Genomic DNA, 16,316 nt, shown 5'->3' with positions numbered 1-16,316 from the left:
TCTTTTTTAATTGGCTTCAAAAATCATCAGCTTGTTTTTTCCGTTTCGCTTTGCTTCATACAAGGCGATATCGGCTTGTTTGACGAGAGATGTCAGAGATTTCGGATCATCCGCTGACCAGTGCGAAATTCCGCAGGAAATCGTAACCTTCGGATTCGTGTTTTCCCTGACGAGCGCGATCAGGCGGTCAGCCAGCTTTTCCCCGGCGGACATATCGATTTTCGGAACGTACACGGCCAGTTCCTCCCCGCCCCATCTGGCTCCTACATCCTGTTCGCGGATGTTCTGCTGTATCACCCGGGCAACCTGAATAAGGATGGAATCCCCGGTCTGGTGCCCGTACGTATCATTGATCCGCTTAAAATTATCAATGTCAATCAGCAAAAACACCCCTTCCTGATGAGCTTCCATGCTGTATTGTATTTTTTCGTCGAGATAGGCTCTCGAATACAGCTCTGTCAGCTGGTCCGTCTGAACCATATGCTTCAGACGGTCACGGAGCATCGAATTCGTCACGGCAAGAGTGGAATGCCTGATCAGCGTCTGAAAGAGCTTGAACATTTCAAAAGAAAATGAATAGGCGTTTTTCTTCAGAACGATCGCAAATCCCATGCATTCACTGTTTTGGATCATCGGAACGCCCATTAATGACGCATAGCCGTCAGGGCCGAACATCGATGATCCGCTGCCGACAAAAACCCCGTCCCCTTCTGAAATTTTCTCTTTGACATAGCGGATGTACGGATCGGCTGCACCCGTTTGAAAAAAGACGGTGCTCCCAGGCAAGAGCTGCTGTTCCTCTAAATAGCTGTTATAAAAAAAGCCCACTTCATCGGCGCCAAATGACCCGACCAGCCGTTCTGACAAATATTTCATCATTTCCGGAAGCTGCCTTGTCTGATTTAGCTGATGAGACGTTTCATTGATAAGTTCCAGATTGGAGATCATGTTTTTGGCCTGTTCATAAAGCCGCGCGTTTTCGAAGGCTATTCCCGCAGCATTGGCAATCACGCCAATGTCAGCAGCGGCTTTGGCTGCGTTCTCTCCCTCGGTACGCAAAACGCCGTACGTACCTTGCCTGCCTTTCAGCGGAACATAGACGGTAGATCCGTTGATCAGCTTCACCTGCCCCGACAGGTAGGCTTCAAGTGCGAAAGAATCGGCCGATTCACCATTGACGTCGATTTCTTTTGCAGGCAATTGCAAATACTGGTCTTGGTCATAAGACAGAAAAAGGCCGTATGACAAGAAAGGAAACTCTCCTTGTAAGCTTTCAAGCATTGTCTTGAGAACTTTTTCCTGATCCATGAGCTCATGGAACAACGCTGTCTGCTCATAGATCCTCGCTTGGCGGCGCGTTTCTTCCGCAGATGCTTCTGTTTTTAGGCAGTTCTGCAAAAACAAGCGGACGGATTCAGTCAAATCCTCTAAAATTTTATGATTCTTTTGACAAGAAATCTTAATATATTTACTGTTTTCTTCAATTGTTATTATGATATAATATTTATCGATGTCTTTATCAGGTTCGTGCTGTTCTCTCAAGTCATCCGGCTGGGACGAAACCTTCAAGGTTAAGGACATAAACGAAAAAAAAGACTCTGCCGCCCCCTTGAGCCAGGCGACTGACTCACTGTAAGAGGCATCCCGTTTTTTCAATAAAAACTGCAGCAACTCCTGATGAAAAGACAAATATAGGTCTTCCGTTTGTTTATTCATGATTATCACCCGAAAATTTCCACAAAAATCTCATTTTATTTTCCCGATTATATCACAAAACCAGGACTTTATCCTCGTTGCCATCTAGTATTTTCGACTCCCATCACCTATGGTTGACTTTCATCCTTGAACATTATATAATCGACTTTGTGTGAAATATTGCAGCCTTTTTGTTCTGCAACTGTGTTTCATTTTGTTCCTTATACTATATAAGGTGTATCGTGTAACTCTTTGCTGCTGGAGCGAGGATACATGAAAACAAAATGGACATGGCTGAATTGAACAGATGGGTTTTATTTTCACAAAATAAAACCAAAGGAGGAGTCACATTATGGCTCGCTATACAGGTCCAAGCTGGAAACTATCCCGCCGTTTGGGAATCTCTTTAAGCGGTACGGGTAAAGAATTAGAAAAACGTCCTTATGCACCAGGTCCGCACGGTCCGGGACAACGCAAAAAACTATCTGAATATGGTTTGCAATTGCAAGAGAAGCAAAAGCTTCGCCATATGTACGGTGTAAACGAGCGCCAATTCCGCAACCTTTTTGACAAAGCTGCGAAAATGGCCGGTAAACACGGTGAAAACTTCATGGTTCTTCTTGAATCACGTCTTGACAACATCGTGTACCGTCTCGGCTTAGCGCGCACTCGCCGCCAAGCTCGCCAGCTGGTAAACCACGGTCACATCCTTGTTGACGGAAGCCGCGTTGACATTCCGTCTTACCAAGTAAAACCTGGTCAAACCATCTCGCTTCGCGAAAAATCTCAAAACCTTGCAATCGTCAAAGAAGCGGTTGAAGTGAACAACTTCGTTCCTGAATACCTGACTTTCGATGCTGAAAAACTTGAAGGTACGTTCACTCGCCTTCCAGAACGCTCTGAACTTCCTGCTGAGATTAACGAAGCGCTTATCGTTGAGTTCTACTCTCGTTAAGAGAAATGCTCTGTAAAGAGCATAGACAAGAACCCTAGAAACGTTGACATCCCAACGATTCTAGGGTTTTTTGTTTACTCTCTGCTTTGTAGAATATTGTATTCTCCTCCATTGATTTGGGGGAGGTTTGGGGGAGGTTTGGGGGACAATATTATACAAGTGGACAGACGCACTCCTCTAAAACTTGAAGCCTATAGAAAATCCCCCTCATTTGTTTTAAAATGTAAATGTTCGTTTTAAAACAAGAGGGGGTTTATTATCATGAAAAAATATGGGGTCTTATTTTTTGCTCTTCTTTTATGCTTTGCACTTTCAGCATGTGGAGGCAATTCAACAAATGCAAATTCAAAAGAGCAAGAAAAAGATACAAAAGCCACAGAGAGTGAAAACGATAATTCCAATAACAACACTCAAGAAGAGAGCAGCAAAAAGACATTAAATAAAGTTGGTGACAGTTTATACGACCCTAATACCGGGACAGTCACATTAAATGCTATGAAAGATATCAGCAATAAAAAACTGATCATTGGTGATCTAAAGGTGAATTTTCTCAATGCCAAGGTGATTACTGTCACAAATCTTTCTGACGCTTTTAAAGCAGAGTTAAAAGAAAATTTCGGTGGTGAACCAAAGGAATTTACATATGCTCAAATTCTTTATAAAACTGAAAACACCGGAAATGATGAAATTTCATGGAGTGGGTTTCATACAGCTGTAACGAGTGATGGTCAGCAAATGGATTTAGATTTTAATTTAAGTCTTGGTATTCCTAATCCATCTTCAATTGATATGATGTCAAATTCTAAAATAGATGACAATATGGTTTGGGTGCCTGTAAAAAAGGATGAGAAGAGCGTTAGGCTAAAAGCTGATGATGTTTTAAAACGTGATAATTCAAAAAAGGACTTCATCGTTTATGGAAAAGAAATAAAAATTGATCTTTAAAAAGCCTTCTCTTTGGAGAGGGCTTTACTTTTAATGGGTTATTTTTCTTGTTGAGAACAGAACAAATGTTCCTATATAATCATCTCAAGGAGATGAACACCATGAAAGATGACAACTTGAAAGACCGGGGCATGTTAAAGTGGATGGGCTTCATGATGCCGGAGCACTCCGAATTTCTTCGCGAATTAGAAAGCAGTAAAAACAGAGTAAAAAGACCAGTGCTTGGCATGGCTCAGATTGAAGACATGGAAAGGGTTATATGTGAGGCAATGGAGTTTAATTCCCCGGTGCAGTTCGCCGTATTTAAGCCGCTGCCGTTTTTAAACGGGGCTGAAACCGGGGAGATCATTCGAATAGAGGGTCATATTCATTACATAAATCAGCTACGGAAGGTTTTTCATGTTGTGGATTCAAAAGGAGACATTAATTCCATTAAATTTGAAGATGTTGTTGGAATAGAAATGAAGCGGCCATAAGATTTTCAGCAAAGCATAAGCCTAGAGATAAGAAGAAAAAAGCCCGAGACAAAGAATGTCTCACGATTCACAAACCATGATTAATGATTCTTGCCTACATCACCCGTTTAAAATAGCATTTCGTGGACATTCGTTTCCTTTCAATTTTTAAACCACATAAGATTTTTTATTAACGTCATCTCTTCTTATTTTCATACTTTTTCAACGTGTTTTGAAAAATTTGTGGTGATTTTGGTGATCACGCTTAAATATGTGGTCAAAAAAGCGCTATTGAATGGTACATCTGATGACTTCTGAATGAAAATGATGATTGTTGGCAGGGTTAGACAACAATCCGCCAACAGTTTTCCACTAAAACATGTAGTCACTAATACATTCAAAAAGGTTTTGTATTTACAGAATGCTGAAATCATTTATTCTTTATCAAAAGAAGAATGTATATGATCTTCATATGTATCTATATAGATATTTCCATCAGGTGATAATACTGCATAAAAAACTTCATCTGTGGATAGACCACGCTTTTTCATCTCAGATTGTAACCATGCCTGAGTGAGTTGATTATCTTTCAAGTTTTCATTCTTCATTTTCCCATCCATGATTAATTCAATCGGGAGCTTTCCTTCTGGCGTAGTGGCAACCCACAAATCCTTTTTTGTCACATTTCGGAATTGTGGTTTTTTTAATACTGTTAAGGTCCCATTTGTTTCAACAATGGCATAGAGTACTTCTTCGATTTTGAATACATTCTTTTCTCTAAGTTGTTGATTCAAATAATCAATTGTATAACGCATTTTTCGCATGTTGTGTTCAAGAACTTTTCCATTTTGAATCACAACAGTTGGATCACCGGCAAAAAATTTGCGGCCTTTTTGACTCCAAAGGGATATATACGCAGTGGCTAAGATCACAAAAACAAATATAAAAAAAGCCAGTACCATGTGATGAATTTTAAGAGAGGTATTAAAAGCCAGATTTGCAGTAATAGCGCCTAATGTAATTGATGCAATAAAATCAAAGATATTCATTTGTGAAATTGTTTGTTTCCCCAACAATCTTGATCCTACCAATAAAATACCAAAGGCAAGAATCGATCGAAAGATTACTTCAATATGTTCACTCATAGATTTCACCAACTTATTGTATCGTCTAAAAACATCATAGACAAAAGAGATCTTATATATACTGGAACAATGGTTAGACACATATACATGCACTCATTGTTGTATTAGGCATATGCTACATTACTAAATACCGCAAATAGGACGGTGAAATTGGTGTATCCTGTTTATAATCCTTATATAAGGAATAGAAGTGATGATTTTCGTATGCCGCCTGACAGAAAACTAATTAATGACATCCACAAGGCAATTAACGGAGAGCATAGCGCCATTCTCTGCTATAAGCAAATAGCCGAAAATGCCCCCACAGAAGATATAAGAAAACAAATACTTGAAATTAGACAAGATGAGCAACGACATTTTGAAGAGTTTAGCAGAATTTTCACTAACCTGACAGGCAAAAAGCCAATCCCCATAATCACAGAAGAATGCCCTAAAAAGTATAGAACAAGCCTAGAGTCTGCTTTTAAAGATGAGCAGGAGACAGTCGATTTTTATTTGGATTTAGCAGACCAAATACAAGATCAGTCAATTAAAAAGGTTTTTCAGCGTGCAGCAGCTGATGAACAAAATCATGCTGTATGGTTCTTATTTTTTTTAAATACATCGTCTACACAACAAACACGTCAAGTTAATTATGGGGCAAAAGGTGCTTTAAATGCCGGTAGGCTCACCTTACCTCAAATGCTTACCTTTGCCATTCAGGATGAGTACTTAGCTCAAGCAAGATACAATGAAATTCTAAGAAACTTCGGGGATATTCGAACCTTTGTCCAAATTAAAGAAGCCGAATTACGGCATATCAATGCATTACTTTCTCTTTTTGAACGATACCAAGTACAGATACCTAAAGACACCTCTCAATTATATGTCACTACACCAGTAACCCTTAAGGATGCATATGCTTCTGGAGTACAAGGAGAAATTGATAATATCGCCATGTATAACAAGTTTCTAACTTTTGATCTTCCAGCAGATGCAAGAACAGTTTTTACTCAATTACGCAACGCATCACTAAATCATTTAGAGGCTTTCCGAAGAGGTCTTGAGAGAAATTAAACTTTGTGAATTGATCTTGCAAAAAGAAGATATCAATTTTAGAAAGTGCATAGGCAAACACCACTGACTTTGAACAAATTGGTATCTAAGTACATTCCCTGAGCATAATGCATAGGATTAATTCATATAAAGCTTTGAAGGGATTGAGAAAAAATGTATTATGTTCCTCATATGTATCCATATCAATATTCTTATCCTTATTATGTTAATGTGCCAATGTACAACTGTAGAAAACAGTCAGTTCACCGGACTGTTCCTAGTGAAGTAGAGCATGCAAACAAATTTAGTTCTGTTCGCTCATCCAAAGGTAGTAACAGCATTTTGTTAAAGGATTATGGACCAGAAGCGTTTGTGGTTAATATCAATGAAGCTACGAAGCAAAATAATACGTACCGTACCGCTTTATGGACAGGAACTCATTTGCAAGTCACCTTAATGAGTCTCAATGTTGGAGAAGATATTGGTTTGGAAATGCACCCTAACGTTGATCAATTCTTACGTGTTGAACAAGGTCAGGGAATCGTTCAAATGGGCAAGAATAAAGACCATTTAAATTTCAAAAGAAATGTCTATGATGATTCTGCAATCATAATACCCGCTGGAACATGGCACAATCTAACCAATACAGGTAGAATCCCGCTAAAACTATACTCCATATATGCTCCTCCTAACCATCCATTTGGTACTGTTCATGTTACTAAAGGAGATGCATTAGCTTCAGAAGAAGAATACGGTCATGGCAATTGAAATAGTATGCTTGGCATAACTCCAATAAGTTGATACAGAAAACAGATCTTTTCAGAAATAAAATTAATCAAAAAAGCAGGCCGAATGCCTGCTTTAGTTTTATGTTGTAATCCCATTTCGTTATCTAACACGAATTTTCTGACCAGCGTAAATCTTGTTGGCATTCTTGATACCATTCCAAGCTTGCAGCGTCTTAATGGATGTATTAAACCTTTTCGAGATCCCAGACAAAGTGTCACCGGATTTAATGGTGTAATATTGCTTTTTATTCGATGCTGTTGAAGGACTGCCGCTAATCTTTAATTTCTGGCCAACGTAAATCTTATTCGCATCTTTAATGTTATTCAAATTTTGGAGAGCTTTAACGGTCGTGTTGTTTTTCTGTGCGATTTCCGAAAGCGTGTCCCCTTTTTTGACTGTGTAAGTTGTTCCTGATTTCCCTGGTTTTTTGCTAGGTTTCGGGTTTTTTTCGGCTTTTACACCCACCTGACAACGCAGATCTTCCCGATAACAAATGTTCATATCGACATTGCCGGAAATACCGGCTACCTTTCCACAATCAGAATACTGCCAGATATCTGCATCCCGGCCAAGCTTGCTGCTGTAACGGGCAACCCATAACGCAAACGGCTTCAGTTTAGATTCATCAAGGCAATTTTCAAGGAAGGACTTTCCGCTATAAATCATGGCGAAATAACCGGCTTTTTCAATCTCTCGTAAGAATGCAACCGCTGCATCCGTCAAAACCGATTTGCTGACATTCCTCTGATTCACTTCAAGATCAAGCACGAGCGGATATGAGAGACTAACCTTTTTCACAGCTGACAGAAAGAACTTGGCTTCTGCCAATGCCTCTGACTTTGACCCGAATCTCGCAAAATGATAAGCTCCTGTTTTAATCCCTGCAGCGTTTGCACCTGAAACATTCGTTTCAAATTTGTTGTCTTTTAGGGTTGTTCCTTCTGTCGCCTTAATAAAGGCAAATTTGATCCTATCCGCCGCAACCTTCTTCCAATTGATATCCCCTTGCCAATGTGATACATCAATACCTTTGATTCCCATAAAAAAATCCTCCTTTTTAAAAATAAAAAGGCTGCCAATAAGCAACCTTATTTTGATTTATTTTGTTGTTTTAAAACCTCAATCGCTTTGGTGATCGGCTCCGGCACATAAACGCCCATTTTCCCTGCATTTTCAGTAATAGAGATCAATTCATTAATGCAGTAGAAAACAATTGTTACGGTCATGACCAGAAAGCCCATTTCAATCCCGCTTTCAATAAGCAGTAAATCAATCATGTGAGCAACGGCAACAATCACGAAAATAAAGACTTTTCGCGTGATACCAATAAATCCAACCCGGCTTTTCATCTCCCCGTTTACTCCGGCTGCCGCCAACCCACTTCCATAATCAATAATGACCAGAAAAGATAAAATAGTTAACAGAATGCTCCACCCTCCGAAAAGAAATCCGACAAATCCGCCTAATACAGCGATAAAACCCTTATAAAATGTATCCAATGTATTTCCTCCTTTTTAAAAATAAAAAACACCCTCATTGAAGTGACCCCCAAAAGTTAGACAGCTTATTTTCTCAAGTAACATGACTGGCATGAATCCGGTATTGTACTGGGCTCATGCCTTTTAATTTTGCCTTGATCCGTTTGTGATTATAGTAATCGATATATGTTACGAGCTCTTGTTTAAAATGCTCGATGCTTTGAAATTCGTTGAAATGGATAAACTCTGATTTTAAAATACCAAAGAAACTTTCAATGACCGCGTTATCGTAACAGTTTCCCTTACGAGACATACTTTGAATAATATTTCGTTCCTTTAGGGCGTGGCGATACTGTTTCATTTGATAGTGCCAGCCCTGATCGGAGTGAATCAACAGATTTTCTTTATCTGTCAGCTGTTCAAATGATTTTTCCAACATCTCGGATACCAATGAATACGTTGGCCTGGATCCAATTGTATAAGCAATGATTTCGCCATTAAATAAATCAAGCATTGGCGATAAATAGAGCTTCTCCCCAAATAATTTAAATTCCGTGATATCTGTTACCCATTTCATCTTCGGCTTTTCCGCCTTGAAATTCCGCTCTAGCCTGTTTGGTGCCACCGTGCCGGTTTCTCCTTTATACGAACGGTATTTTTTCATCCGTACGAGACATTTCAACCCCAGTTCCTTCATGAGGCGATATATTTTTTTATGATTCATTTGATATCCCCGGTTTTTAAGCTCGTCGCGTATCCGGCGGTACCCGTAACGGCCTTTATGTTCATGATAAATCGATTGAATCAGTGTTTTTAATTTGGCATCTTTGTCTGGAAGACCGAAGGTTTTGACCCAGTAATAATACGTACTGCGCGGAATTCCAGCCAGTTTAAGCAGGGCTTTTACCGGAAATTCAGTCCTTAGTTCAAATACTACTTGGGCCTTTTCTTGTTTTGTAATTTTTCCTTGTTTTGAACTAAGGTATTCAACTTTTTTAAGTAGGCATTCTCCATTCGCAGACGTTCAATTTCAGCCTGCATGGCTTCCACTGATCCTTCTTGCGGTGTTTGTTTCTTCGTTCTTTTTTGATTTTTCTTTGTCATTGACGGCCGCCCCTTTTTCATCGGTTTTAGGGCATCGATTCCTCCGGTTTCGAACAGTTTCTGCCATTGAGCCACCGTAGAAGGTGCTTGAATATTGAAGATGGCGGCTGTTTCACGGATCGACGTCCCATTTTCGATCATATAGTGAAGTACCTTCAGTTTATCTTCTACAGAATAGGTTGTATAGAGTTTTTGAAACGCACTTTCTCCATGGTAATGGTATTTGCGAATCCATACCTGAAACACACCTGACGAAACACCGATCTCTCTGGCGATTGTTTTATGCCCTTCCCTACCCGCAAGATACCTTTTGACCGCTTGTATTTTTTCCTCAGCTGTAAATTTAGCCATAAAAAACTGCACCTCCGATTGTTAGATGGTGTCTAACAATTGGGGTGCAGTTCACATTGGGTGCTACCTAAATCCACACTGACGGCTGGCTTGTAATAGCTCCTGCCTGTGACTTGTTCATATTCTGCTGGGGTGATCCAATTAATCCTTACATACTCGCGCATTTCTTCATCCGTGTAGCACCCCCAATCATAAAACTGTTTTATATCTGATAAAGCTGGATACTTCATGAAGTCCCACCGCCTTTCAGTGCTGCAATGTCTGCTTGCATTCGTGCTATTTGCAAGGAAAGCAGAGCGTTTTGCTTTTTCAGCAAATCGGTAGGGTTCGGTTCCGGATCAGGCGGCGTTACACTTTCTATATACTCTTTGGTTGCTGATTCGACCCATTCGTCTTTTTCCGGATCATACTTCGGAGCGTATATACCTTCGGGAACCGGGGTTGTCGTGCTATTCGCCGGCAATTCTTCACCGAAAAAATCGTCTTCGCCAGCATATTTGTAATTTTCATCATAAAAAAGAACGTGCATGCTTATCGCCTCCCCTACCATAACGGTATTGATTCATTAAACGACACCCTCGTTACCTTCGTTTCATCATTCGCTAACATGCCGTCATATCTTAAATCGCCGTCTGTCGTTAGCGCAAACCGGGCTGTTCCGTAAGAACCGATCGTAGGCACGACAAAATCGACTAGCTGGGTCGGCTTATTCGTAAACTTAGCGACGGATGTTCCAATAGCCGGCAGGGAACCGAAAGAACCGCGTAGCCATAAAACGTTGTTGCTAACGGAAAATTTCAACGGATATACCGAATCCTGCTTCGCTCCATTTATGAGTGTTACGGAGTTCCAGGCCGGGGATAAATCCGCATCCGTCAGAACTTTTTTCCAGCCTTTAAAAATTCCATCTGTATGAATGGTTGAATGCCACAAAGTATTATCATAGCTGCGCCATGCAAATATTGTTTTTCTACCCATTCCAGTCTCAATCACATCATAATTAAACCAGGAGGCATCATTTGGTGCAGGATTGTTTTTCACTTGGGTACCTGACGCATAATAAAAACCAGTGGGTAAAGTTAACAAGTCAGTTCCATCCACCAATTTTGTACGATTTCCGTTGTCACCAGTTATTTTGTATAACTGTGCGCCATTCCATTTTTCTTTGTCTGACTGCGTGACGTGGATCAACCCGTTTTTTGCATGGGAATCCGTATAGGCTTTGGCATCGCTCAGCGCTTTATTTGCTTTTTCCTGCGCGCCGCCCGTCGACTCCTTTGAGTTCCAGGCTTTCCTTTCGTCAGCGGTTATATGCTTCACCGTATCGGCTGCATGGTTATCTGTATAGGCTTTGGCATTTGATTCAGCCTTGTCCGCCTTCTCCTGGGCACCAGTAGGTGTCTCCTTTCCGTTCCAGCTCTTTCTTTCATCGGTAGTGATATGTTTTATTTTGTCAGCTGCATGAGCGTCCGTGTAAGATTTTGCATTCGATTCCGCAGCGTCCGCTTTTGCCTGGGCACCTTCTTTTGTTTCGATGTTCTCAAGGTCGGCAAACTTGGCCTTGAGCTCCTCAACGGTTTGACTGATTTCATCCACAGTTTTGTTTATGCTAGCCCGCAAAGTTTCAAAATCGTCAATGTAGTACTCAGCAACCGGCACAATGTTCTGATCTTCGAGCGTTTTCGCAATGGTGAAAGTAAAAAATACTGTGGCAAGCGCTTGACCGTTCGTATAATAAAGCTTGATTTCGGCCTTAACTTCACCGTAATGCTTGAGCTCTTCATCAGATAGAACATATTCTGCTTTCCCGTTTACCTTGTCCGTCAGCGTCAAGCTGCGTTTATAAAATGAGTCATCCGCATATAGAAGAACGATTTTTGCGTCTACGGCCGAAAGGGGCAACGGGGCGCCGTCTTTTGTAAAAGAAAAGGACAGCTTTGCGCTGCCCGTATCCTGGGTGAAAAATTGTATATTGGTAGAGTTGGCTGCGGATTTCCGCGCGTTAATATCAAAAGATACTTCGCCTTCCTTATAGATCATCGCTGAACCTCCTTACATCTGTGGGTACATGAAGACCAATGCGACTCCATACCCTTTTTCGGCGGAATAAGGCTGATTGATACGCATCACATAAAAGCCTGCGCCGTCTTCTGATTTTGTCCCGATTCCGTCAGCTGGGACGATGTAGTCCCCTACCTGGACAGTCTCATCAATCCTGACAAATACCTGGCCGATCAACCCGACGATATGCCACTCGTCCCGTTCTTCCCGCGGGATGTATTCAAGGTCAGGGTTATAGTTTGGATTTTCCATGGGTACTATGATTTCTCGACCATTATCATTAATGGTTTCATAGATAATGCCGCCAAATTCATTTCTAAGGTAACGGTCGTTCCAATAAAATGCTGCACCGCCCATAATGACGCCGGCCGTCTCGGAAATAACGCCCAATACCTTGTCCCCTTTTTCAGCTTTCCTGATCTTGTCGCCATCCAAAGTCACCAAGAAGCCGGATTCAATTTTACGGCCGTCTTTGGATTCAAAGTATTCTGCAAGGTCTTTAAAATCAGACACGCTTTCCACACGTCCAACACCTCGGATATTCCCTCCTGTGGAATCAATTTTCCATTTGATATTATTTTTAGACGGTGATCCGGTGCCGTATCCGCCAACTACAGAATAACTGTCATCGTTCGTAACTGCCTGGGCAGCCATCACCACTCTTGCAGGTCCATCCCCTTTCGTCTGTGAGTTGTTCGCTGCAATAATGGCTTGCCTTGACCCTTCTGTGGAAGAGCCGCCAGAAACACCGCCCATAAAATTCCGTGGGCCTTTTGCTATGTTGTCGCCTGTGGCCGCAATAATCGCACTTGTTGGATCTAAAGGAGCCCCGGAAGTCGTCGCCCCTCGGAATCCTCCTTTGAAATTCGTTGGTACAAATTTGTACTTGTTCCCCTTAATCATGGCCGCGTAGGAGTAGCCGGACGTCTGCACATTATTAATGTTTGCCTGTGAATTGGGCGACGTAATCCCGTAGGTCCCGCCTTCTCCTTCCATAATTCCATTTGAGATATTCACGGAGTACACCCCGCCGCCGATCCCTATTCCCTGCTTGGCCGACTTATAAAATGCAAAATTGGACAGGTTGACATTATCCGTTTTTTGCGGGCCGCCATAAAGACGAATATCAAAGCCTGCTTTTTTAAATCCCCTGATTGTGATATTGTTCAATGAAATGTTTCGGCTTCGATACTGCAAGGCAATGACCGGGTTATCCTTATAGTCATATAAAGGATCACCTATTGCAGTAAAGTTGCTGACAACTACGTTTTTATAAGCTGAGACCACTAACGCACGCGGAGACAATCCTTCATACATATCATTGAATATCGGTTCGATTGCAGTACAATCCGTAAGGGTGACATCGTAGGCCGTTGTGCTTTCCGGATCTTCTGCTTTGTGATGCCCGATATGTCGTAGATCAAAGCAGCGCACATCATGATAAGACACATGCCCAATGACGTGAACGTTTCGGGCTGCCGGCCATTCCTTATGTGCTTTAACTTCTACACCCCGGATATTGCCGGATGTAAAGTTATTGATTAGCCAAACATGTTTTGATCCGTCATCAATTTCAATGCCGTTTGAGTTTGACTGCCCTTTCGGGTGAGCTGTACCGCGTTGATCAAACGAATAAGAATTTGAAATAAAGATGTATTCGCTGTAGTGCGTAGTGATCCCGTCGTCTCCTGCTCCATAGGCGACACAGTTATCGAGCCAAATATACCGGCTACCGTCTTTTGTATACTGTGTGGACGGCAGATGATCATAGGTTGGCGCCGTAATATCGAAACCGTGTAAGCCCGGGTTAATAGCTTCGATATCCTTTACCCATCCAAATTTCACATTTGCAAGGGTCAGACAGCTGGAATGCTGACCGCCAGTAGCCCCGACGCCGCCTTGTCTGTCCGGGTTCCAATCAAGGGATATGCCTTGCACGAAAATATTTCTGTTCCCCTTTTCATAATCGGCGTTTGTGATCACCCATTCACTGGCCGGTGTGTTTTCATGCAGCTTGAGGATTGTAACCCCCTTACCTTGGCCGATCAGATAGGTCCAGGATGGCAGCTTGATACCCTTCACAATGTATGTGCCGGCACTTAATACAACTCGGACACGTCCGTTCCCCAAAGCTTTTCTAAAAGCTTCCGTGCTGTCGGTTTTCCCGTCCGGAACAGCTCCGAAATCATCCACATTTACCGTCCGTTTTATTTTCTGTTCAAGCTTATTAAATTCTAAATCCAGCCGGTCTTTTAATGTTTGGGCAATTTCTCCGGAAGTCGTCACCCTGGCGTCCACGACTTCTTTTACATCCGTCCCGTCGTGATTCACGATCAGGTTAGTAAACCGTGAATATAGATTTTTTAATCGGTTAGCAACTGAAAAACCGCCGTGGTCGATTTGTTCCGACGTGTGGGCGGTTTTGGATGATCTATGGCTTTTTAAATTATACTCATGATCATTTAACGCATTTTCAATACTCTGCATGTCCCCACTTAACTGCGATTCATAGAGGGAATTTCGAGTCGTATTGTAGTTTTTAGTCAGCCGCACCATCTTCCTCACTCCTTTTTGACAAAATAAAAAACGCTTATCTGAGCGTTTTAAATAACTGATCTATATATCTTTTTTGATTCCTTAACCTTTTTGCCTGGTCAACATTGATGTCCTGAATGTCTTTACGGAAATTTGCAAACGTCAGCTGCGGGCTGCTGTATGGATCCAATGGATTGTACTGAATTGAAATCAGTCTTACATCATCTTCAAATGTGATGCCATCCGCCGTATCGGCCAAGACGTGAATTGTGTCGCCTTTCCAGAAGTCTTGTTCAATTTCTAAAAGTTTTGGCTCATAGATTTTTTTGAAATCAGCTTCGATCGTCATTTCTGGATAAGGATTCACATGTTTTTTCAGTGCTGAAACCATGCGGCTGGATTTTTTGATCGTTTCATCTTTTATCGGTTCAGCCCACCGCGGCTTCCCTTCAATTAAGAATTTATCTTCATCAGGATGAACATATAAAATAGGCTCAAATTCATATTTTGGATCCTTATCTGTACTATTGCTGCCTTCTTTTAAGGCACCGTACCCCCAGGCTCGTGTCGTACTATTTTGAGAACTTGTTTTAATTGTAATGCCGGGCATGTTATAACGGGAATCTAGTGTAAAATCGATTCGGTTCCCCATTTTTTTATAGACATGGATTTTATAGTTATCGACATCTATTTCAAGCCCATAATCTTCAATAATTTCATCCATCAATTCCGTAGAGTTTTTATCACCAAAATTCTCATGATCAGCGCTTGGAAACTCGCTCTCTGGCGCCTTCAGAATATATTTGAAATCTGTATCTTTCAAGGCAATATTCAACGCTTCTCTAAGCTTTAATTTCTTTGTTACGGTATCATTCACGTAATTATTGATCAGCAGAACAGAAAAAATATGAGCTGCTGTGACGGTTTTTGTAAGGATATTATTTTCCTGCCTTACCTCTACATCCGTAATATAGTATTTTTGATGATTGAATTTTTTCTCATCCAGATAAAGTATGTTGTCGTTCACCAATAAATCGAATTCTGTGCCGTTATCCTGCGTTTTTGTGATCGTGAAGGTAAAACTCTTCTTACCTGTCGTATCGTCCGTCAGATCAACGGAAACCCCCGTTATTTCAACAACACTTTTACCATCCTTCGTTGAAACATGCAGCTGTGGAAAATCAACATCTGAAGGCAAATTCTGATTGAGTGTGATGTCTTTGCCGTCATATTCCTTACTCGGAAATTCCGGCTCCGGTATCGGTGTGTCAGGTTGATCAGGATCAACAGGAATATCGTCCACAGAATCATATTGTGTCAGATTATATGTTTCTATCAGGCCATTTAATTTCGTTGCATAAGCCATGTCAGTAGCATAGCCGGCTTTTACAAGGGCTGCTGTCGCTTTCTTGTAATCTTTTTCACCTACTATGGCTTTATAATGGTCGGGATCCCAGCTTGTTCCGTTAACATAAAGTTTGGCTAAATCTTGCAGAGAAGCATACCAGGATGGGTACTTGCGGAATTTGGCTTGTACCCGGGTCGCATTCCCTTTCCGATCGTATTCAGTCGTCCACATGAGAACATATTGCCCGTTATAAGTCCCCTTAATTCCGAATAGATTTTTTCCTTTCTGAGCGAGCCCGCTTGTCCCCCATGCGCTCTCTAAACAGGCTTGAGCAATAATGAGAGACGCGAGAATATCATACTTTTTATAGACCCTTTGGGCGTCCGGTGCAATTTCTTTTATAAAATCTGAATTTGCCAT

General features: G+C 41.4%; 15 protein-coding genes. 5 read left to right on the top strand and 10 right to left on the bottom strand.

Going from position 1 to position 16,316, the window contains the following annotated elements:
- Positions 1-6 precede the first annotated feature (6 nt).
- Complete coding sequence (locus MHB78_RS07215; protein WP_046130820.1) at positions 7-1,716, bottom strand: GGDEF domain-containing protein; 1,710 nt, start codon at positions 1,714-1,716, stop codon at positions 7-9.
- A 331-nt stretch (positions 1,717-2,047) separates the two neighbouring features.
- On the opposite strand from MHB78_RS07215, the gene rpsD reads away from it, so the two are divergent.
- The 3 genes from rpsD (at position 2,048) to MHB78_RS07200 (ending at position 4,071) form a co-directional block, all read left to right on the top strand.
- Positions 2,048-2,650 (top strand): 30S ribosomal protein S4, encoded by a 603-nt coding sequence (gene rpsD, locus MHB78_RS07210; protein ID WP_046130819.1) that lies wholly within the window; start codon positions 2,048-2,050, stop codon positions 2,648-2,650.
- Positions 2,651-2,911: 261 nt separating this feature from the next.
- Positions 2,912-3,595 carry a hypothetical protein gene (locus MHB78_RS07205; protein ID WP_046130818.1) on the top strand — a complete coding sequence of 228 codons (684 nt, stop codon included), beginning with the start codon at positions 2,912-2,914 and terminating at the stop codon, positions 3,593-3,595.
- A 101-nt stretch (positions 3,596-3,696) separates the two neighbouring features.
- A complete protein-coding gene (locus MHB78_RS07200; RefSeq protein WP_173427494.1) occupies positions 3,697-4,071 on the top strand; it encodes a YolD-like family protein in 375 nt (124 codons plus the stop codon).
- A 413-nt stretch (positions 4,072-4,484) separates the two neighbouring features.
- On the opposite strand, the gene MHB78_RS07195 is transcribed toward MHB78_RS07200, so the two are convergent.
- The gene (locus MHB78_RS07195) at positions 4,485-5,195 is read right to left on the bottom strand and encodes a DUF421 domain-containing protein (protein WP_046130817.1); all 711 of its coding nucleotides are present in this window, start codon (positions 5,193-5,195) and stop codon (positions 4,485-4,487) included.
- A gap of 204 nt (positions 5,196-5,399) precedes the next feature.
- Here MHB78_RS07195 and MHB78_RS07190 point away from each other — a divergent pair, with 204 nt between their 5' ends.
- Both MHB78_RS07190 and MHB78_RS07185 read left to right on the top strand, forming a co-directional pair.
- Positions 5,400-6,251, top strand: a complete 852-nt coding sequence (locus tag MHB78_RS07190; RefSeq protein ID WP_046130816.1) for a ferritin family protein — start codon at positions 5,400-5,402, stop codon at positions 6,249-6,251.
- 153 nt (positions 6,252-6,404) lie between these two features.
- Positions 6,405-6,998, top strand: a complete 594-nt coding sequence (locus MHB78_RS07185) for a cupin domain-containing protein (protein WP_046130815.1) — start codon at positions 6,405-6,407, stop codon at positions 6,996-6,998.
- Between the two features lie 120 nt (positions 6,999-7,118).
- Here the strand turns inward: MHB78_RS07185 and MHB78_RS07180 are convergent, their stop codons facing one another.
- From MHB78_RS07180 to MHB78_RS07145, 8 genes are all read right to left on the bottom strand, one after another.
- The gene (locus MHB78_RS07180) at positions 7,119-8,060 is read right to left on the bottom strand and encodes a glycoside hydrolase family 25 protein (protein ID WP_046130814.1); all 942 of its coding nucleotides are present in this window, start codon (positions 8,058-8,060) and stop codon (positions 7,119-7,121) included.
- A gap of 47 nt (positions 8,061-8,107) precedes the next feature.
- A complete protein-coding gene (locus tag MHB78_RS07175) occupies positions 8,108-8,518 on the bottom strand; it encodes a phage holin family protein (RefSeq protein WP_046130813.1) in 411 nt (136 codons plus the stop codon).
- Positions 8,519-8,591: 73 nt separating this feature from the next.
- Positions 8,592-9,952 (bottom strand): IS3 family transposase gene (locus MHB78_RS07170; protein ID WP_099047013.1). Its coding sequence is split into 2 segments (ribosomal slippage): positions 8,592-9,481 and positions 9,481-9,952, totalling 1,362 coding nucleotides; the frame shifts between segments, so codons are not numbered across the junction.
- Between the two features lie 32 nt (positions 9,953-9,984).
- Positions 9,985-10,182: an XkdX family protein gene (locus MHB78_RS07165; protein WP_046131116.1), complete on the bottom strand. Its 198-nt coding sequence runs from the start codon at positions 10,180-10,182 to the stop codon at positions 9,985-9,987.
- Positions 10,179-10,481, bottom strand: a complete 303-nt coding sequence (locus tag MHB78_RS07160; RefSeq protein WP_046131115.1) for a phage protein — start codon at positions 10,479-10,481, stop codon at positions 10,179-10,181. The genes MHB78_RS07165 and MHB78_RS07160 overlap by 4 nt, the downstream gene beginning before the upstream one ends.
- Positions 10,482-10,495: 14 nt before the next feature.
- Positions 10,496-11,992, bottom strand: coding sequence for a phage baseplate upper protein (locus MHB78_RS07155; RefSeq protein WP_046131114.1), 1,497 nt, complete (start codon positions 11,990-11,992; stop codon positions 10,496-10,498).
- Positions 11,993-12,004: 12 nt separating this feature from the next.
- Positions 12,005-14,569: a peptidase G2 autoproteolytic cleavage domain-containing protein gene (locus MHB78_RS07150; protein WP_046131113.1), complete on the bottom strand. Its 2,565-nt coding sequence runs from the start codon at positions 14,567-14,569 to the stop codon at positions 12,005-12,007.
- A 34-nt stretch (positions 14,570-14,603) separates the two neighbouring features.
- Positions 14,604-16,316, bottom strand: a complete 1,713-nt coding sequence (locus tag MHB78_RS07145) for a phage tail protein (protein WP_065894673.1) — start codon at positions 16,314-16,316, stop codon at positions 14,604-14,606.

The organism is Bacillus sp. FSL K6-0138 (genome assembly GCF_037982765.1).
GTDB lineage: Bacteria > Bacillota > Bacilli > Bacillales > Bacillaceae > Bacillus > Bacillus glycinifermentans.
Note: the sequence above shows the minus strand (reverse complement) of the source record. Positions and strands in the feature narration are given on the sequence as shown.

Coding starts and splice junctions, on each gene's coding strand:
- MHB78_RS07215 (WP_046130820.1), bottom strand. CDS start 1,716: ATGAATAAACAAACGGAAGACCTATATTTGTCTTTTCATCAGGAGTTG.
- rpsD (WP_046130819.1), top strand. CDS start 2,048: ATGGCTCGCTATACAGGTCCAAGCTGGAAACTATCCCGCCGTTTGGGA.
- MHB78_RS07205 (WP_046130818.1), top strand. CDS start 2,912: ATGAAAAAATATGGGGTCTTATTTTTTGCTCTTCTTTTATGCTTTGCA.
- MHB78_RS07200 (WP_173427494.1), top strand. CDS start 3,697: ATGAAAGATGACAACTTGAAAGACCGGGGCATGTTAAAGTGGATGGGC.
- MHB78_RS07195 (WP_046130817.1), bottom strand. CDS start 5,195: ATGAGTGAACATATTGAAGTAATCTTTCGATCGATTCTTGCCTTTGGT.
- MHB78_RS07190 (WP_046130816.1), top strand. CDS start 5,400: ATGCCGCCTGACAGAAAACTAATTAATGACATCCACAAGGCAATTAAC.
- MHB78_RS07185 (WP_046130815.1), top strand. CDS start 6,405: ATGTATTATGTTCCTCATATGTATCCATATCAATATTCTTATCCTTAT.
- MHB78_RS07180 (WP_046130814.1), bottom strand. CDS start 8,060: ATGGGAATCAAAGGTATTGATGTATCACATTGGCAAGGGGATATCAAT.
- MHB78_RS07165 (WP_046131116.1), bottom strand. CDS start 10,182: ATGAAGTATCCAGCTTTATCAGATATAAAACAGTTTTATGATTGGGGG.
- MHB78_RS07160 (WP_046131115.1), bottom strand. CDS start 10,481: ATGCACGTTCTTTTTTATGATGAAAATTACAAATATGCTGGCGAAGAC.
- MHB78_RS07155 (WP_046131114.1), bottom strand. CDS start 11,992: ATGATCTATAAGGAAGGCGAAGTATCTTTTGATATTAACGCGCGGAAA.
- MHB78_RS07150 (WP_046131113.1), bottom strand. CDS start 14,569: ATGGTGCGGCTGACTAAAAACTACAATACGACTCGAAATTCCCTCTAT.
- MHB78_RS07145 (WP_065894673.1), bottom strand. CDS start 16,316: ATGGCAAATTCAGATTTTATAAAAGAAATTGCACCGGACGCCCAAAGG.